Here is a 17,825-nt window from a genome sequence, read left to right on the forward strand (position 1 = left end):
GGTCTTTGGCCCCCGATACAGGCTCGGCTTTGGCCCTGTATCGGGGGCCGTTCCCTGTCCAGGCTGGCCCCATGAGCCTCGCTTTCCTCCTCACCACCCTGGTCGTGGTCGCCACTCCCGGGACCGGCGTCGTCTACACGCTGGCCGCCGGGCTCTCCCGCGGTCCTCGCGCGAGCGTCGTCGCCGCGTTCGCCTGCACGCTCGGGATCGTGCCGCACGTCCTGGCCACCGTCACCGGGCTCGCCGCGCTGCTGAACGCCAGTGCCGTGGCGTTCCAGGCGGTCAAGTACGCCGGGGTCGCCTACCTCCTGTACATGGCCTGGGCGACCGTGCGGGACAAGCAGGTGATCGACGTCGACCAGGACGGCGCACCCCGGTCCGCGGGCCGCGTGATCGTCCGCGGGGTGCTGATCAACCTCCTCAACCCGAAGCTGACGATCTTCTTCCTCGCGTTCCTGCCCCAGTTCGTGAACCCGGCCGAGCCGCACGCCCTGCCGCGCATGCTGGCCCTGAGCGGGGTCTTCATGCTCGCGACCTTCGTGGTCTTCGCCGTCTACGGGGTCCTCGCCGCCTCGGTGCGCAGTCATGTGATCTCACGGCCCCGGGTGATGGCCTGGCTGCGGCGGAGTTTCGCGGGATCCTTCGTGCTGCTCGGGGCGAAGCTGGCCACGACCCAGGCGTGAGCGTGCGTGACAGATGACAGATAACAGCTGACAGATATTGAAATCTGTCAGCTGTCATGGCAGGGTGAACGCATGACGATGCGAACCCGAACCCTCGGAACCACCGGCCCCCAGGTCTCCACCCTCGGCCTCGGCTGCATGGGCATGTCCGGTATGTACGGCGAGACGGACCGCGCCGAGTCGATCGCCACCATCCACGCCGGCCTGGAGGCAGGCGTCACCCTGCTGGACACCGGCGACTTCTACGGCATGGGCCACAATGAACTGCTGATCGGCGAGGCACTGCGCACCGCTCCGGCCGCCCTGCGCGAGAACGCGCTGCTCAGCGTGAAGTTCGGCGCCCTGCGCGACCCGGACGCCAACTGGTCCGGCTTCGACGGCCGCCCCGCCGCCGTGAAGAACTTCGCCGCGTACTCCCTCCAGCGCCTCGGCGTCGACCACATCGACGTCTACCGCCCCTCCCGTCTCGACCCGCAGGTGCCGATCGAGGAAACCGTCGGCGCGATCGCCGAACTGGTCGAGAAGGGCTGGGTCCGGCACATCGGGCTCAGCGAGGTGGGCGCCGACACCATCCGTCGGGCCGCCGCCACCGCCCCGATCTGCGACCTCCAGATCGAGTACGCGCTGATATCCCGTGGTCCCGAGCGGGAGATCCTGCCCACCCTGCGCGAGCTGGGCATCTCCGTCACCGCGTACGGAGTGCTCTCGCGCGGACTGATCTCCGGTCACCTCACGGCCGACCGGCGACTCGCCGCCAACGACTTCCGCGCCCACTCGCCCCGCTTCCAGGGCGAGAACCTCCGGCACAACCTCACGTTGGTCGAGTCCCTGCGCAAGATCGCCGAACAGAAGGGCGTCACGGTCGCGCAGATCGCCATCGCCTGGGTGCTCTCCCAGGGCGACGACATCGTGCCGCTGGTCGGCGCGAAGACCCGCGAACGGCTCGACGAGGCCCTGGGCGCCCTGGACGTGACCCTGGACGCCGCCGACCTCGCCGCCATCGAGGACGCCGTACCGGCGGACGCGGTGGCCGGTGAGCGGTACGCGGCGCCGCTGATGGCCATGCTCGACAGCGAGCGATGAACACCGTGCCAGGTACGGTCTAGGCATGCCCCCGACCATCGAGACCCTGACCGCCGAGCGCATCCTCGAAGCCACCGAGGAGGTGCTGCGCCGCCACGGCCCGGCCAAGGCCACCGTGGTCGACGTGGCGCGCGCGCTCGGCGTCAGCCATGGCAGCGTCTACCGGCACTTCCGGACGAAGGCGGCGCTGCGGGAGGCGGTGACGAAGCGATGGCTGGACCGGGCGACGGGCATGCTGGCCGCGATCGCCGAGGACGACCGTGATCCGGAGGCCCGGCTGCGGGACTGGCTCGCGGGGCTCTTCGAGGCCAAGCGCCGCAAGGCGGGCGACGATCCGGAGCTGTTCGCCACGTACACGGTCCTGACGGCTGAAAGCGTCAGGGCGGTCATCGAGCACCTCACCGAGCTCACCGACCAGCTGACCCGCATCGTCCAGGACGGCATCGACGCGGGCGCCTTCACCGTCACCGACCCGGCCACCACGGCCCGGGCCGTTTTCCAGGCCACCGGCCGCTTCCACGACCCCTCCTACGCCCATGAGTGGGAACGGCCCGATGCGGAACGGGATTTCCAGGCACTCGTGGAGCTGCTGCTCAGGGGACTGCGGACGCCGCCGGCCGACGGGGCGGTACCGTCCGACTGACAGCGCCCCGAGAGAGAGCCGAGAGACCCGATGCCCCCGACCATTCGCAGGGCCGTGATTCCAGCCGCCGGGCTCGGCTCCCGACTGCTGCCGCTGACCAAGGCGACGCCGAAGGAGATGCTCCCGGTCGGCGACAAACCGGTGATCGAGCACACCGTGCGGGAGCTGGTGCACTCCGGCATCACCGACATCACCATCGTGGTCTCCGGCGGCAAGTCCCTGATCCAGGACCACTTCCGCCCCAATCCCGCCCTCGTCGGGCAACTGCGCGCCGACGGCAAGACGTCCTATGCGGACGCCGTCGAGGAGATCGCCGAGCTGGCCCGCCGGGGCCACATCACCTACCTGGACCAGTACGGCCCCTACGGCAACGGCACCCCCGTGCTGAACGCCGCCCGCTCCTTCGGCGACGAGCCCGTCCTGGTGCTGTGGCCGGACGACGTGTTCGTGGCCGAGGTACCGCGCGCCCAGCAGCTGATCCGCGCCTACGAGCAGACGGGCTGCCCCGTCCTCGCCCTGATGCCGATGGACCCCACCGAGTCGCGCCGCTACGGCGTCCCGGTCGTCAAGGAGGACCTCGGTGCCGGCACCCTGCGCATCACCGGCCTGGTCGAGAAGCCCGAACCCACCGAGGCGCCCTCGTCGTACGCCGCCATCGGCGGCTATGTCATCACCCCGGGCATCATCGACGAACTGCGCGAGCGCACCCGCCGCTGGTACGAGCACCGCACCGGCGAGATCTATCTGACCGACGCCATCAACGCCTACGCGGCCTCCCGGGCGGTGTACGGCCAGGTCATCCAGGGCCGCTGGTACGACACCGGTAATCCGGCCGACTACCTGGTGGCGCAGATGGCCCACGCCCTGGCCCACCCGGAGTACGGACCGCTCCTGCGGGGTCTGGTCGGCGACCTGGACACCCACGAGGGCTCCTGAAGGTCAGCCCTGCGTGGGGTCCACCGTCGCCTGATGCGCCTGAGCCAGGTGCTCCTCCGCCTTCAGCCAGGGCAGGAACTGAGCCGCCTTGCGCCAGCCGCAGGTGTCGCAGCTGATCGTGCGCTGCGCGCCCTTGCGCTGCACCTGGACCACGTGTTCACGGCCGTGCTGGTCCCAGCGGCTCACCCTGCTCGTGCCGATCTGCACCATGTGCCTCGCCTCCGGCTAGGAGTGTGCAGCAAGAACAACATCAACAGCAGTATCTTCACGGGGCGTTCGCCAGGACTTGAGCCGGGTCACAGACCGGTCGGCGGCCGGTCAGTCGATCGTGCGCGGCAGCCGCAGGCTCAGTACGCCGGTCAGGGCCACCCCGGCCAGCTGGACCAGGAGCGTCGTCACCAGGGCGTCCCGCATGCCCATGCCCGGCACCAGGGCGAGGAAGAGGCTGCCCAGCGTGGCCACGCCCAGGGCCAGGGAGGCCTGCTGGGTGGTGACCATCACGCCACTGCCCACACCGGCCCGCGCGGGCGGCACCTCGGACAGCACGATCCGGAAAACGACGGGCAGTTGGAGGGCCTGGCCGACCCCGGCGATCGCGCCGCCGGGCAGGAGGGGGAGCAGCCCGAGGTCCGGCCAGGAGGAGCGGGCCGCGAGGATCATCAGGCCCAGGCCGACCCCTTGGATCAGCGCGCCCGCGGTCACGACCCGGGTGCCGAAGCGGGAGATCAGCCGCGGCCCGGCGATCGACGTGCACAGGAACGTCACCGCGAGCGGCACCAGCGCGAGGCCCGCCTGGACAGGGCTGCGCCCCGCTCCCTCCTGGAGGGCCACCGCGATCACGAACATGAACCCGGCGAAGCCCATCGAGAACGGCAGGATCAGCAGCAGGCCACGGCGCAGGGACACCAGCCGGAACAGGCTCGGGGGGACGAGAGGCGTACGGCCCCCACGGTCCGCCCTGCGCTCCACCGCGAGGAACGCCCCGGCAAGGAACGGGGACGCCGCCAGCGACAGCCACGTCCACAGCGGCCAGCCCGCCGCCCTGCCCTCGGTCAGCGGGGCCAGCAGCGCCAGCAGGGTCGCCGCCAGCAGGACCGTGCCCGGTCCGTCCACCGGCTCGGGCCGGGGCGAGCGGGTCTCCGGGACCGTACGGGCCGCGAGGACCAGGCCGACCAGGACCACGGGGACGTTCACCAGGAACGCCGCCCGCCAGCTCGTGCCCGCGATGTCGGCCGCCACCAGGACACCGCCGAGGATCTGGCCCGCCACCATGGCGAGGCCGGCCGTGGCGCCGTACAGGCCCATCGCCCGCGCCCGGCGGGGCCCGGCCGTCGTCGACTGGATGGTGGCCAGGACCTGCGGCAGCATCGCGGCCGACGCGGCACCCTGCGCGACCCGCGCCGCCACCAGCGTCCACGCGGTCGGCGCGAGCCCGCACGCCAGCGAGGTCAGCCCGAACGCCAGCATGCCGCCCAGGAACATCCGGCGGCGCCCGAACAGGTCACCGAGCCGGCCGCCGAGGACGAGGAGGACGGCGTACGCCAGCCCGTAACCCGCCACGACGAGTTCGAGGACCGACTCGCTCGCGGAGAGGTCCGCGCCGATGCTGGGCAGGGCGACGTTGACGATGAAGAAGTCGATGAGGGGCAGTGCCGCGGCGAGCAGCACCGTGAACAGTCCGAGGCCGCCCAACTCGGGTGGCGCGGCGGCACGGACAACGCGTGGAGTCGTGGTTTCGGTGGTCACGTCGACGAGCCTGCGCCCTCTCCCAGACGGGTACCAGAGTCTTCTTATCCTGGTAGAAGAACCACCTGGAAACAGGGTCCCGGTACGGGCAGGCTGGAGGCATGACAACGATGGCCCAGGAGACAGCCGTACCGGCAATCGCTTCCGCGTCCCTCTCGGCGATCCGGCGCCACGAGCTCGCCGCCTTCCTGCGCCACCGCCGCGAGCACATCACCCCCGAGCAGGTCGGCCTGCCCCGCGGCCGCAGGCGCCGCACCCCGGGCCTGCGCCGGGAGGAGGTCGCCCAGCTCTCCGCGGTCGGCGTCACCTGGTACACCTGGTTGGAGCAGGCCCGGGACATCCAGGTCTCCGTGCAGGTCCTGGACGCCCTCGCCCGCGCGCTGCTGCTGGACCCGAGCGAGCGCTCGCACCTCTTCCAGCTCGCCGGCGCGATCGACCCGACCCCGGCCACCGTCTGCCCGTCGGTCACCCCCGCCATCCGCCAGGTACTCGAACAGCTGGAACCGGTCCCGGCCTGCGTGCAGAACAGCCGTTACGACATCCTCGCCTACAACCGCACCTACGGCCTGCTGCTGTGCGACCTGGACACGGTGCCGCCCGAGGACCGCAACTGCATGATCCTCTCCTACTCCAACGACGACTGGCGCTCCTCGATCATCCACCTGCCCGAGGCGCAGCGCCTGATGGCCGCCCGCTTCCGCGCCACCATGGCCGGCCACCTCGCCGAGCCCGGCTGGAAGATGCTCCTGAAGCGGCTGCGCGCCTTGTCGCCGGAGTTCCGCGAGGTCTGGGACCGGCACGAGGTCGTCGAACACCGGGGCCGCCGCAAGGAGTTCATGAACCACTACGTCGGCCAGGTCTCCGTCGACCACACCGACCTCTGGCTCGGCCCCGAGGCGGGCCCCCGCATGGTCATCTACGCCCCCGCCGACGACGAGACCCGACGGCGGCTGGAGAAGCTGCACGCGATCGCCCGGGAGCGGGGGAGCGCCTGATCGGTCGCCGCCGGTGGGGGTGACCGCTCGCAGTTCGGGAACCCGGGCGGTCAGGAGAGAAGACCCCCCACAGGCGAGGCGCGTCATGGCCGAGCAGAAGTCGTCGCAGCAGGTAGCAGAGTCCCGCTCACCGTCACCGTCGCAGGGGCTTCCGCAGCCGTTGCGGGCTGCTGTGTCGGTGCTGGGAAAGGTGCCCGGGGCCGGGACCGTGGGCCGGGTGGCCGAGGGCGCGCTGGACCGGGTCGGAGCGGTGTCCCCGCGCGGCCGTCGGCTCGCGGTGTACGCCGGGGCCGGGGTGCTCGGTGTCGCGGGCCTCGTGGAGTGGCCCATCGCGGTCACCGGGGCGGCGGTGGCGTGGCTGACACAGCCGAGGCCGGGGGAGCGGGAGGAGTCCGGCGACGAGAGCCGGCCCACCCCCCGGGTCCTGGCGTCGTCCCACGGCACACCGGGCAGGTCGTCCGCGTCGGCACCGGGTACGCCGTCCCGGTCGGCGTCCGGCGCACCCTCGGCCCGTACGCCCTCCGACAAACTCCCGCCGCACGAGACGGCGTCCCGACCCGGCGACTGAGGACGAGCGATGAACCGAGGACTCACGAGGGCCGCCGCGGGACTCGTCCTGGCCGGCCCGCGCCTGCTCGCCAGGGGCGCCCCCGCCGCGGTCGGCGCGGCCGCGGGAGCGGTGGCCGGAACGGCCCGGGCGGGCGTACGCACCGCGGACTTCGCGGCCCGCACCACGAGGGTCGCCCGCGCGGCCCTCCCGGGAGCGCCCCCGCACTGGCGAGCGGGCCAACGCGTCCATCTGCCCCTGCGCGCGGAAGCGGAGCCGGTGCGCGGAGAGCACGGAGAGCATGGGGAACACGGAGAGTACGGAGAGCACGGAGAGCACACCCCTACCGGACACCGCGCCCGCCGTCTCGCCGTCGCCCTCGCCGAGCACCCCGACGTCGCTCTGGCCTACTGGGACGAGGGTCTCGGGCGACTCGTCGTGACCGCGGTGGAGGCAGCGGCCACCGATCGGGTCGTGGAGCGGGCCTCGGTGCTCGCCGAGCGGTACGGCCTGGTGCCGGACGACCAGGACGCCGAGGAGCTCGACCACCCCGGTGACCCCGGCTCCGTGCGCACCGCCGCCCTGGCGCTCGCCGCCGACGCCGTCGGGACCGCCGCCGCGTTCACCGGGTCCGCGCTGCGGCTGCCCGCCTCACCGCGGCCGGTGACGGCGGTGGTGATGTTGCTGCGGGAGAACTCTCGCTTCCGGGGCCGGCTGCAACGGCGGCTCGGGAACGCGCGGACGGACGTGGTCCTGGCCGCCGTGAACGCCGCCGTGCACGGCGCCGGCCACAGCCCCACCTCCCTGCTGCTCGACGGAACCCTGCGCACCTGCCAGCTGGCCGAGGCCCTGGTACGGACGGCCGCCTTCGAGACGGTTCACGACGAGCTGTGCGTCCCCGACCGGGACAGCGTGCCCGCCGACCTGGCCCTGCGCCCGCCTCCGCGCCCCTCGCCCGCCCAGGAGTACGCCGGCCACGCCTCGGCCGGCAGCATCGCGGGTGCCGTCGCCGCGCTGCTCGTCAAGCACGACGTGACCGAGGCCGCGGAGGCCGTCCTCGCGGGCTCCCCCAAGGCCGCGCGCTACGGTCCCGCCGCCTTCCACGCCGTACTGAGCGCGGCCCTGTCGCGTTCCGGCGTCCTGGTGCGCGACCCGGACCGGCTGCGGCAGCTGGAGACCGTCGGAACCGTCCTCCTGCACCCGAGCGCCCTGCGCACCCCGGGCGCGGGCGCCGACGCCTGGGCCGAGCCCGTGCTGGACGCGGCCCGGCGCGCGGGACTGCGAGTGGTCGTGGTGGACGACCCCGCACTGGCCGACTTCACCGGCCTCGCCGACCAAGTCGTCAGCGCCGAGCGGCCGTTGCGCGACATCGTCGACCAACTCCGCGACGACGACGGCGGCGAGGGCGAGGACGGGCGCGGCGGTGGCGTGCTCACCATCGCCCGCCCCCAGGACGCCGACACCGTCGCCGGGCTCCTCCGCGGTGACGTGGCCGTCTCCCTCACCGACGGCGGCTGCGCGGTCGCCTGGGGCGCCGACGTGCTCGCCCCGCACGGACTGCCGGACGTCTGGCGGCTGTTGACCGCCGTACCGGCGGCCCGCGCGGTCGGCCGTCGCTCCCAGACCCTGGCCCGCTCGGGCGCCGCCCTGTCCGGACTCCTCGTCGCCGTCGGCGAGTCGGGCCGCGGCGGACGCGGTACGGCACTCCCCGGCCTGCGGCACGCACCCGTCGACGCGGCCGCGGCCGCCGCCCTTCTCACCGGCACCCGCGCCGCCCTCGGGGTGGCCGCCACGAGCCTCCCGCACCCGCGTCCCCGGGTCGCCTGGCACGCCCTGGACCCGGACGACGTACGCGACCGGCTGGAGCAGCAGGCGCCCCCGGAGCCGACGCTCGTCGAGCAGACGACCGCACGGGTCCGCACCGCGGCCGACACCGTCGTACGACTGCCCGTGCTGGCCCCCGCCCGGTGGTCCGCGCAGCTCGCCCGGGCCGTGCGCGGGGAGCTGGACGACCCGCTCACCCCGGTCCTCGCGGTCGGTTCGGCCGCGTCCGCGATCCTCGGGTCCGCGATGGACGCCCTGCTGGTGGTCGGCGCCCTCGACCTGAACGCGCTCGTCGGCGGCCTCCAGCGGCTGCGCGCCGAGCGGGCCCTGTCCGGGCTGCTCGCCCAGCAGAAGCAGAAGGCCCGGGTCGCGGACGAGGACGACGCGGAACCGCATGTCGTCGACGCCGCCGGGCTGAGCCCCGGTGACGTCATCGAGCTCACGCTGGACGACGTCGTGCCCGCCGACGCCCGGCTGCTGTGGGAGGACGGCCTGGAGGTCGACGAGTCCGCGCTGACCGGGGAGTCCCTCCCGGTCGGCAAGCGCACCGACCCGAGCCCGCGTGCCCCCGTCGCCGAACGGCACTGCATGGTCTTCGAGGGGACGACGGTGGTGGCCGGGAACGCCCGCGCGGTTGTCGTGGACACGGGCGACCGCACCGAGGCCGCCCGCGCCGTCGCGCTCGCCGCCCGTAACCCGGCCGCCGCCGGAGTCCAGGCCCGGCTCCAGGAACTCACCCGCAAGGCACTGCCGTTGACGATGGCGGGCGGCGCCGCGGTCACCGGGCTCGCCCTGGTACGCGGCACCCCCCTGCGGCAGGCGGTCAGCGGCGGGGTAGCGGTCGCGGTGGCCGCCGTACCGGAAGGGCTGCCGCTGGTGGCCACGGTCGCGCAGCTGGCGGCCGCCCGCCGACTCAGCGCGCACGGCGTCCTGGTCCGCGCCCCGCGCACCCTGGAGGCCCTGGGCCGCATGGACACCATCTGCTTCGACAAGACCGGCACCCTCACCGAGAACCGGCTGCGCCTGGTCCGGGTCACCGACGCGCACGGCACCGTCCACACCCCTGACGAGCCCGACGCGGACGGCCCGCTGCGGATCGCGGCCCGCGCCTGCCCCCAGCTCGACGGCGACTCCGGGCAGCGCCCGGCCCACGCCACCGACGAGGCCGTCCTGGACGCGGCCGCCCCCGACGAGGAGTGGACCCAGCTGGAGGGCCTGCCCTTCGAGGCCGGCCGCGGTTACGCCGCCGCCGTCGGACACCCGGGCGACGAATCCCCGGTCCTGGTGCTCAAGGGCGCCCCGGAGACCGTCCTGCCCGCCTGCGCGGACCTCCCCGCCGACGCCTCCGAACGCGCCCACTCCCTGGCGGCCGACGGCCTGCGCGTCCTCGCGGTGGCCCGGCGTCCGCTCGACGGCGACGAGAAGACCGCACTCGAAGAGCCTTTGCGGGACCTGGAGTTCGTGGGCCTGCTGGCCCTCGCCGACGTGGCCCGGGAGACCTCCCCGGACCTGGTGCGCGGACTGCGTGAGGCGGGCGTACGGCCGGTCGTGCTCACCGGCGACCACCCGCAGACCGCTCACGCCATCGCCACCGACCTCGGCTGGCCCGAGGACGCCACGGTCGTCACCGGCGACGAACTGGCCGCCGCCGACCGCTCGGCCCGTTCCCGGATGCTGCGCGACGCCGATGTCGTGGCCCGGGTCGCGCCCGAGCAGAAGCTCCAGGTCGTGGAGGCCCTCAGGGACGCGGGCCGGGTCGTCGGCATGGTCGGCGACGGCGCCAACGACGCGGCCGCCATCCGCGCCGCCGACATCGGCGTCGGCATCAGCGCCCGCGGCTCGGCCGCCGCCCGCAACGCCGCCGACCTCGTCCTCACCGGCGACGACCTCACCGTCCTCATCGAGGCCGTCCGCGAGGGCCACGCCCTGTGGCACAGCGTGGCCGACGCCATCGCCATCCTGATCGGCGGCAACGCGGGCGAGGTGGGCTTCGGCATCCTCGGCACCCTCCTGTCCGGCGCGGCCCCCCTGTCCACCCGCCAGATGCTCCTGGTGAACCTCTTCACCGACCTGTTCCCGGCGATGGCGGTGGCGGTGACGCCGACGGAGAAACCCACGGAGGACGAACCCTCGGTCGACACGGTCCTCGGCACCGCCCTGACCCACCAGATCCGCGACCGCGCCCTCACCACCTGCCTCGGCGCCACGGTGGCCTGGCTCATCGGCCGCTTCACCCCGGGCACGGCCCGCCGCTCGACGACGATGGCGTTGTGCGCGGTGGTCGGCACACAGCTGGCCCAGACCTGGGCGGACCGCCGGGAGAGCCCCCTGGTCCGCTTCACGTCCCTGGGTTCGGCGGCCGTGCTGTTCGCGCTGGTGGAGACACCGGGCGTGAGCCGGGTGTTCGGCTGCACCCCGCTGGGGCCGGTGGCGTGGGCGGGGGTGGCGGCGGCGATCATGCTGGCGGTGACGGGTCAGAAGTTTCTACCCGCGCTGGAGCGAACGGTACTGAGTCGACTGGGCTGAGGTGTCCGACTCTCAGGGGCGCGGGGCTGTATCGATATGCGGCTACCGCCGCGTGGGCGCGACCAGCCCCCACCGGCCGGCCCCCGCCGAACTACGCGCTGACCCCCGCCGCCTCGCGAACCTCCACCGACTCCAGCCGCTCAGCCGTACGCTCAGCAGTCCGTCGAGCCCAGGCCCCACTCGTCACGGCCCCCAGCACCAGCACCGCGACCCCGCACCCGGCCAGAATCCACCACCCCGGCACGGCAGCGGACACGAAACCCTCCCTGTACGACGACGATCCGACGCCCGAGGCCAGTACCGCCCCGATCACCGCGACCCCGAGCGTCTGCCCGAGCTGCCGGCTCGTGGACGCGACAGCCGCCGCGACCCCCGCCTGGGCGCGCGGCATCCCCGACACCGCCGTGTTCGTGATCGGCGCGTTGACCAGCCCGAACCCGATCCCGAACAGCACGTACCCGAGGAACAACGTCACGTTCGACGTCTCCGCGTCGAAGGCTGCGAACAGCACCCCGCTCGCCGTCATCATGACCCCCGCGATCACGAGCGGCAGCCGCGGCCCGCGACTTCCCACCAGCCGCCCGGCGAGGGGCGCGAACAGGAACATCGGCACGGCCATCGGCAGCATCCACAGGCCCGCGTGCAGCGCGTCCAGCCCGCGCACGTTCTGCAGGTACAGCGTCGACAGGAACAGGAACCCGCCCAGACCCGCGAACGCGCTGATCGCGATCACCGTCGCCCCGCTGAACGGCGCGGACCGGAAGAAGCGCAGGTCGATGAGGGGCTCGTCACGCCGGGGCTCGTACCAGAGGAGGCCCGCCAGCGCGAGAACGGCCACCACGGCGAAGGGCAGGACGTACGAGAAGCCCGAGGCCGGCGCCTCGATGATCGCGTACGTCAGCGAGCCGAACAGCGCGATCACCAGGAGCTGTCCGACCGGGTCGGGGCGGCGGGCCCTGGGCGCCCGGGACTCGGGGACGTACCGCAGGGTGAACAGCAGGGCCGCGAGCCCCACCGGCAGGTTGACCCAGAAGATCGAGCGCCAGCCGACCGAGTCCACGAGCACCCCGCCCACCAGCGGTCCCGCGGCCATGGAGATGCCGACGACCGCGCCCCACACCCCGATCGCCCGCGCCCGCTCGCGCGGGTCCGTGAAGGTGTTGGTGATGATCGACATCGCGACCGGGTTGAGCATCGAACCGCCGACCGCCTGCACCATCCGGAACGCGATCAGCGCCTCCAGGCCGGGCGCGGCGGAGCACAGCGCGGAGCCGATCGTGAAGACGACGAGGCCCGCCATGAAGACGCGCTTGCGACCGATCCGGTCGGCCGTCGAGCCGGCCAGCATCAGCAGGGAGGCGAGGACGAGGGTGTACGCGTCGATCGTCCACTGGAGGCCCGCCGTGCTCGCGTCCAGGCCCCGCTGCATCGAGGGCAGGGCGACGTTGAGGGCGGTGGTGTCGAGGCTCACGATCAGAAGGCTCATACAGCAGATCGCGAGCACCAGCATGCGTCGGCGATGACTGAGCTCGGGCATGCGGGTCATCGTACGCCGATTTCGATAGTGCGTCTAACTAATGGTCGCTACATGATCGATGTACGGGTACCCCGCGCCGTACGTGACAATGGGGGAATGTCCACGACCGCGCTCACCGAGAACACGCCCCTGCGGATCGGCCCGCACACCGTTCAGCCGCCTGTCGTCCTGGCTCCCATGGCCGGGATCACCAACGCGCCCTTCCGCACCCTGTGCCGGGAGTTCAGCGGGGGCAAGGGGCTGTTCGTCAGCGAGATGATCACGACCCGGGCGCTGGTCGAGCGCAACGAGAAGACCATGCAGCTGATCCGCTTCGACGAGAGCGAGAAGCCTCGTTCGATCCAGCTGTACGGCGTCGACCCCGCCACCGTCGGCAAGGCCGTCCGCATGATCGCGGAGGAGGATCTCGCCGACCACATCGACCTGAACTTCGGGTGCCCGGTGCCGAAGGTGACGCGGAAGGGCGGCGGTTCGGCGCTGCCCTTCAAGCGTCCGCTGCTCCGGGCGATCCTGCGCGAGGCCGTGAGCGGCGCCGGGGACCTGCCGGTCACGATGAAGATGCGCAAGGGGATCGACGACGATCACATCACGTATCTGGACGCGGGGCGGATCGCGGTCGAGGAGGGCGTCACCTCCATCGCGCTGCACGGTCGTACCGCGGCCCAGCACTACGGCGGCACGGCGGACTGGGACGCGATCGCGCGGCTCAAGGAGCATGTACCGGAGATCCCCGTGCTCGGCAACGGCGACATCTGGTCGGCGGAGGACGCGCTGCGGATGGTGCGGGAGACCGGGTGCGACGGGGTGGTCGTGGGGCGGGGATGCCTGGGGCGGCCGTGGCTGTTCGCGGACCTGGTGGCGGCGTTCGAGGGACGCACGGACGACATCGCGCGGCCTTCGTTGCGTGAGGTGGCCGACGTCATGGTCCGGCACGCCACGCTGCTCGGTGAGTGGATCGGGGACGAGTCCCGCGGGGTCATCGACTTCCGCAAGCACGTGGCCTGGTACCTGAAGGGCTTCGCCGTCGGCAGCGAGATGCGCAAGCGGCTCGCGATCACGTCGTCGCTGTCGGAACTCCGGTCGGGCCTGGACGAGTTGGACCTCGACCAGCCCTGGCCGGTCGGTGCGGACGGGCCGCGCGGCCGTACCTCCGGCAACAACCGGGTGGTCCTGCCGGACGGCTGGCTGAAGGACCCGTACGACTGCGCGGGGGTCGGGGAGGACGCGGAGCTGGACACGTCCGGCGGCTGAGGTGGGCTGATGCCGTGCGGTTCGGTGGGCGCGAGTGTTGTCGCGCAGTTCCCCGCGCCCCTGAACGCCTGCGGCGGCCTGTGCGGCCGGAGTGGACGGACGGGTTTCGGCGCCGCCGTGGCTACCCCGCGAGAACACCCTGCTTCTCCAGCGCCTTGCGCAGTGCCCGCACGGCGTAGAAGGCGCGGCTCTTCACGGTGCCGGGCGGGACGCCGAGGTGCTCGGCAGCCTGGGCCACGCTGCATTCCAGGTAGTACATGAGGCGGATGACGGTTCGCTGCTGCTCGTTCAGTTCCCGCAGGGCCTTCAGCACCGCATGGGTGGTGATCGTGGACTCCGTGCTGTCCCAGGACGCGTCGAGGTCCTCGACCGGCATGAGCTCCAGCGGCCGGTTCCGCCGGGCCCGATGGTGGTCGATGACGAGGTTCCTCGCCACCGTGAACAGCCATGGCCGAACGTGGTCGTCGCGGGTGCCCAGGAACTGGCCGTGCTTCCAGGCACGGGCCGCGGTCTCCTGGAAAATGTCCTCCGCCTTGTGCCAGTCGCCGTCGAGCAGCCGCATGGCGTACCGGACGAGCAGAGGCCCGTACCGGTCGTAGACGTCTCGTACGAAGGCGTCGCAGTCGGCGTCCGGTGTGACGTGCGGGGTGTGCGCCCGAGGCGGAGCGAGGGTGGTGGTCCCCGCTTCCATGATCCCGTTCATGGGTGGTGCCCGTTCCTGTTCAAGTGTTGTGTGGCCTGCTCTCCCGCCTGCGCGGTCGAGTGGCTCAACACTCGTGGGGGGCCCTTGGCCGAACCTTGTCGTCTTCTTGTCGTGCCTCTCGGTGTCTAGCTGTAGTGACCCGCAGGGCCATCGCTGTGCGGGACCGGGAGGCGATGGCTTCCCGCCGCCCTCTCCGGCACCGTGGGCGTGGGGTCCGCGTCCATGTCCAGGGCGGTGAGCCGGTCGCGGACCTGCTGGGCGCTGTGACGCATGGCTCGCTCGTCGGCGTTCTCGAGAGCCTTGACCCAGTCCGCCCGTGCGCCTTCCCGGTCGCCCTGGGCCAGCCGGGTGTCCCCGAGCCGCATCAGAGTGCCGATGGCGTTCCTGTGATCGCCCAGTTCCTCGAACGCCCGCGTGGCCCGCTGATAGGTGGCCACCGATTCCTCGTAACGGCCGAGGGCGCGGAGGGTGTGGCCCACGATGTCCCACCCCTGGGCCAGCTGCCACGGCGCGTCCAGGCGCTGGAACAGGGCGATGCCCTCCTCGCTGTACTGAAGGCTCTTCTCCAACCGCCCCAGGTTGGCGTAAAACCAGGCGAGTTCGAGAAGGCACTCGGCCAGCCACAACTCCTCACCGGTCTCCCGGGACAGCTCCAGTCCCCGCTCGGAGAACGCCACGGCGTCCTGGACCCGGCCGAACAGGAACAGCGCGCACGCCATGACGTAGTGGGCCCGCGCCTGTTCGCCGGTCGCGTCGAGCTGCTCGAAGATCGTCGTGGCGCGTCGCAGGTGCCGCAGGGCTTCTTCCTGGTGGCCGAGATAGCCGTGGATGCTGCCGAGATGGCGCAGGCAACGGCCCTCTTCGAGCCGGTCGCCCCGGCGCCGGGCCACTTCGAGGGCGGGGGTCAGCGCGGTGATGGCCTCGGGCCAGAACTCCTGGCGTTGGAGGTGTTCCTTGAGCGACCAGGCCAGCCCGGTGGTGTGGTGGTCGAGCCGCTGGCTCACGGCGGACTGGAGCAGGCCGGTCAGCACCCGGTGCTCGGCGGTGAACCACCTGGTCGCCTGCTTGGCGCCGGTGAACTTCTCCGGGGTGACGCCCGGGCCGGGCGCCCCGAGGTCGAGTTCGGCCGTGGTGTCCTGCTTGAGGAGCTGGTTGGCCTCGTAGGCGGTGAACATGTAGTGGTCCAGGACCCGCAGGGTGGCCTGGTGGCGTTCCTGGGCGGTGTCGTGGATCCGGGTGAGTTCGCCGGCGTAGCTGCGAAGGAGGTCGTGCAGGCCGTAGCGGCCGGGCAGTGGTTGTTCCACGAGGCAGGAACCGGTCAGGGCGGCGAGTGCGCGGCGGGTCCGGGTGAGGGGGAGGCCGACGAGGCCGGCGGCGGCGGGGGCCGTGATGTCGGGGCCGGGGTGCAGGGCCAGGAAGCGGAAGAGCCGGGCGGCGTGCTCGTCCAGGGACCGGTAGGACCAGGAGAAGACGGCGCGCACGTCGGTCCCGCTGTCGAAGCCGGTGAACGCGTCGAGGTCGCCGTGGGTGTCCCGCAGGTCGTCGACCAGGGCGTGCAGGGGGAAGGACGGGTCGAGTTCGGCGCGGGCGGCGACCACGGCCATGGCCAGGGGGAGTCGTCCGCACAGGCGGATGATCTCGGTGGTGGCGGTGGGCTCGGCGGCCAGTCTCTCGCTTCCCAGGCGTCGTTCGAGGGCTTGGTGGGCCTCGGTCTGTGAGGGCAGCGCGAGCGTGAGGGGTTTGGCGCCGTCGGTGGTGATCAGGCCGGGAAGCTGGTTGCGGCTCGTGATCAGGGTGAGGCAGCCCGCTCCCGCCGGGAGCAGGGGGCGTACCTGCTGCTCGTCACGGGCGTTGTCCAGGACCAGGAGGATCCGCCGGTCGGCGAGGAGGCTGCGGAAGAGCGAGCCGCGGGCCGGGGTGTCCTCCGGGATGCGCTGCGCGGGAACGCCGAGGGCGGTGAGAAAGCCGTGCAGAACGGTGCCGGGGTCCACGGCGGGTGCGTGCGGGTGGAATCCGCACAGGTTGACGAAAAGCTGTCCGTCGGGGAAGGACGAGGCGATGCGGTGGGCGTGGTGGACGGCGAAGGTGGTCTTGCCGACACCGGGAGTACCGCTGATGACGACGACGGAGGCAGCCGTCGGTCCGGGCCGGTCCGGCGCACCGCTCACGGCCGACAGCCACGCACCCTCGGCGTCCCGTCCCGCGAACACCGGGAGGCTGCCGGGCAGTTGAGCCGGACGCGCCAGGGGCGACGGCGTGGTTTCCTCCTCCCGGGCAGGGGCGCGCCGTGCGTCGGACCGGCCGGCCGTGTCGGACCGGTCGGCCGTGTCGCCGGCGGCCGGGCCGGCGGGCCCAGCTGACTCGCCCTGGTCCGGCCCCCCGGACCTGCCCGGCCCGATCGGATCGCAGTCCTGCTCGGTGCCCCCGCCGGGGACGGACGCCGCGCCGCATCCGTTCGGCTCACCGGCTGGGTGAAGGGGTGGCAGGTCGTGGTGGAGGATGCCCTGGTGCAGGGCGCGCAGGGGCGGGCCGGGTTCGAGGCCGAGCTCGTCTGCGAGGTGCCGGCGCAGTTCGGTGTAGCGCTGAAGCGCTTCGGGGTGCCGGCCGGCGAGGTACAGGGCGCGCAGCAGCAGGGCCCAGCCGGTTTCCCGCAGGGGATGTGCCGTGGTCAACTCCTGCGCCGCGTCCAGGGCTTCGGTGATCCGTCCTCGCATGAGCAGTGCGGTGGTGCGGATCTCGCGTGCGGTCTGCCGCAGTTCTTCCAGGCGGGCTGTCTCCTGGGCGGCGAACAGGTGGTGCGCCGCGTCGGCGAACGCGGTGCCACGCCACAACTCCAGGGCGCTTTGCGCCTCTTCGGCGACGCGTTCGGGCCGGCCCTGGTCCATGAACAGGCGCGCCCGGGCGAGGGACCGCTCGAAGCGTACGGTGTCCCGGCTCTCGGGCGGCACCCGCAGGGCGTAGCCCAGAGGCTCGGTGACCAGCAGTTCCAAGGTGCCGTGCCGACGCAGATGCCGGGGTTCCAGGACCGCGCGCAGCTTGCTGACGTGGGCGTGCAGGGAGTTCACCGCTCCGCCCGGGTTCCGCCCCGGCTGCTGCGGCCACAGTTCCTCGCACAGCGTCTGGGGCGCGACCGCCCGGCCGTCGGCGAGCAGCAGGCGGATCAGCAGCAGTCGCTGCCTGCGCCGACCCGGATCGAGGACCACGCCCGCCCGCCGTACCACCAGCGGACCCAGCAGCCCGAAGTCGAGCCCCTGCCCCACAGCTGTCATCGCATCCACCCGGAATCCCGCTCGACGGCGCCACCACGGAAACCGGGCGCCGGCCCGTGCGGACATCCGCGCGACCTTCGTC

Annotated in this window: 13 protein-coding genes; 8 read left to right on the top strand and 5 right to left on the bottom strand. The window is 72.7% G+C overall.

Translation table 11 applies throughout. The features are described from left to right. The first annotated feature begins 71 nt into the window (after positions 1–71). The 4 genes from ABZT02_RS14795 (at position 72) to ABZT02_RS14810 (ending at position 3,345) form a co-directional block, all read left to right on the top strand. Positions 72–683, top strand: coding sequence for a LysE family translocator (locus ABZT02_RS14795; protein ID WP_356017830.1), 612 nt, complete (start codon positions 72–74; stop codon positions 681–683). A gap of 72 nt (positions 684–755) precedes the next feature. After that, complete coding sequence (locus ABZT02_RS14800) at positions 756–1,766, top strand: aldo/keto reductase (RefSeq protein WP_356017833.1); 1,011 nt, start codon at positions 756–758, stop codon at positions 1,764–1,766. 25 nt (positions 1,767–1,791) lie between these two features. After that, positions 1,792–2,409, top strand: a complete 618-nt coding sequence (locus tag ABZT02_RS14805; protein WP_356017835.1) for a TetR family transcriptional regulator — start codon at positions 1,792–1,794, stop codon at positions 2,407–2,409. 30 nt (positions 2,410–2,439) lie between these two features. Then, positions 2,440–3,345, top strand: a complete 906-nt coding sequence (locus tag ABZT02_RS14810) for a UTP--glucose-1-phosphate uridylyltransferase (protein WP_356017837.1) — start codon at positions 2,440–2,442, stop codon at positions 3,343–3,345. 3 nt (positions 3,346–3,348) lie between these two features. Here the strand turns inward: ABZT02_RS14810 and ABZT02_RS14815 are convergent, their stop codons facing one another. Then, positions 3,349–3,555, bottom strand: a complete 207-nt coding sequence (locus ABZT02_RS14815) for a hypothetical protein (RefSeq protein WP_356017840.1) — start codon at positions 3,553–3,555, stop codon at positions 3,349–3,351. A 108-nt stretch (positions 3,556–3,663) separates the two neighbouring features. Further along, a complete protein-coding gene (locus tag ABZT02_RS14820; RefSeq protein ID WP_356017842.1) occupies positions 3,664–5,091 on the bottom strand; it encodes an MFS transporter in 1,428 nt (475 codons plus the stop codon). A gap of 101 nt (positions 5,092–5,192) precedes the next feature. Here ABZT02_RS14820 and ABZT02_RS14825 point away from each other — a divergent pair, with 101 nt between their 5' ends. The 3 genes from ABZT02_RS14825 (at position 5,193) to ABZT02_RS14835 (ending at position 10,983) form a co-directional block, all read left to right on the top strand. Continuing rightward, positions 5,193–6,086, top strand: a complete 894-nt coding sequence (locus ABZT02_RS14825; RefSeq protein WP_356017844.1) for a helix-turn-helix domain-containing protein — start codon at positions 5,193–5,195, stop codon at positions 6,084–6,086. An 85-nt stretch (positions 6,087–6,171) separates the two neighbouring features. Further along, positions 6,172–6,654, top strand: a complete 483-nt coding sequence (locus ABZT02_RS14830; RefSeq protein ID WP_356017846.1) for a hypothetical protein — start codon at positions 6,172–6,174, stop codon at positions 6,652–6,654. A gap of 9 nt (positions 6,655–6,663) precedes the next feature. Further along, complete coding sequence (locus ABZT02_RS14835) at positions 6,664–10,983, top strand: cation-translocating P-type ATPase (RefSeq protein ID WP_356017848.1); 4,320 nt, start codon at positions 6,664–6,666, stop codon at positions 10,981–10,983. Between the two features lie 91 nt (positions 10,984–11,074). Here ABZT02_RS14835 and ABZT02_RS14840 read toward each other — a convergent pair whose 3' ends face one another. Next, on the bottom strand, positions 11,075–12,520 hold the full coding sequence (locus ABZT02_RS14840; protein ID WP_356017850.1) for an MFS transporter: 1,446 nt from the start codon (positions 12,518–12,520) through the stop codon (positions 11,075–11,077). Between the two features lie 96 nt (positions 12,521–12,616). On the opposite strand from ABZT02_RS14840, the gene dusB reads away from it, so the two are divergent. Further along, the gene (dusB, locus tag ABZT02_RS14845) at positions 12,617–13,771 is read left to right on the top strand and encodes a tRNA dihydrouridine synthase DusB (RefSeq protein ID WP_356017852.1); all 1,155 of its coding nucleotides are present in this window, start codon (positions 12,617–12,619) and stop codon (positions 13,769–13,771) included. Positions 13,772–13,892: 121 nt separating this feature from the next. Here the strand turns inward: dusB and ABZT02_RS14850 are convergent, their stop codons facing one another. Together ABZT02_RS14850 and ABZT02_RS14855 are read right to left on the bottom strand one after the other, a co-directional pair. Then, positions 13,893–14,474, bottom strand: a complete 582-nt coding sequence (locus tag ABZT02_RS14850) for a sigma-70 family RNA polymerase sigma factor (protein WP_356017854.1) — start codon at positions 14,472–14,474, stop codon at positions 13,893–13,895. A 125-nt stretch (positions 14,475–14,599) separates the two neighbouring features. Continuing rightward, positions 14,600–17,743 (bottom strand): BTAD domain-containing putative transcriptional regulator, encoded by a 3,144-nt coding sequence (locus tag ABZT02_RS14855; RefSeq protein WP_356017856.1) that lies wholly within the window; start codon positions 17,741–17,743, stop codon positions 14,600–14,602. Positions 17,744–17,825: the final 82 nt, after the last annotated feature.

The sequence above is a fragment of the Streptomyces sp. NPDC005402 genome, from assembly GCF_040606575.1.
GTDB lineage: Bacteria > Actinomycetota > Actinomycetes > Streptomycetales > Streptomycetaceae > Streptomyces.

What these genes read in the sequence shown, in the direction of transcription:
- ABZT02_RS14805 (WP_356017835.1), top strand. Translation starts at nt 1,792, where the DNA reads ATGCCCCCGACCATCGAGACCCTGACCGCCGAGCGCATCCTCGAAGCC.
- ABZT02_RS14815 (WP_356017840.1), bottom strand. Translation starts at nt 3,555, where the DNA reads ATGGTGCAGATCGGCACGAGCAGGGTGAGCCGCTGGGACCAGCACGGC.
- ABZT02_RS14795 (WP_356017830.1), top strand. Translation starts at nt 72, where the DNA reads ATGAGCCTCGCTTTCCTCCTCACCACCCTGGTCGTGGTCGCCACTCCC.
- ABZT02_RS14855 (WP_356017856.1), bottom strand. Translation starts at nt 17,743, where the DNA reads ATGACAGCTGTGGGGCAGGGGCTCGACTTCGGGCTGCTGGGTCCGCTG.
- ABZT02_RS14840 (WP_356017850.1), bottom strand. Translation starts at nt 12,520, where the DNA reads ATGCCCGAGCTCAGTCATCGCCGACGCATGCTGGTGCTCGCGATCTGC.
- ABZT02_RS14800 (WP_356017833.1), top strand. Translation starts at nt 756, where the DNA reads ATGACGATGCGAACCCGAACCCTCGGAACCACCGGCCCCCAGGTCTCC.
- ABZT02_RS14835 (WP_356017848.1), top strand. Translation starts at nt 6,664, where the DNA reads ATGAACCGAGGACTCACGAGGGCCGCCGCGGGACTCGTCCTGGCCGGC.
- dusB (WP_356017852.1), top strand. Translation starts at nt 12,617, where the DNA reads ATGTCCACGACCGCGCTCACCGAGAACACGCCCCTGCGGATCGGCCCG.
- ABZT02_RS14810 (WP_356017837.1), top strand. Translation starts at nt 2,440, where the DNA reads ATGCCCCCGACCATTCGCAGGGCCGTGATTCCAGCCGCCGGGCTCGGC.
- ABZT02_RS14850 (WP_356017854.1), bottom strand. Translation starts at nt 14,474, where the DNA reads ATGAACGGGATCATGGAAGCGGGGACCACCACCCTCGCTCCGCCTCGG.
- ABZT02_RS14830 (WP_356017846.1), top strand. Translation starts at nt 6,172, where the DNA reads ATGGCCGAGCAGAAGTCGTCGCAGCAGGTAGCAGAGTCCCGCTCACCG.
- ABZT02_RS14825 (WP_356017844.1), top strand. Translation starts at nt 5,193, where the DNA reads ATGACAACGATGGCCCAGGAGACAGCCGTACCGGCAATCGCTTCCGCG.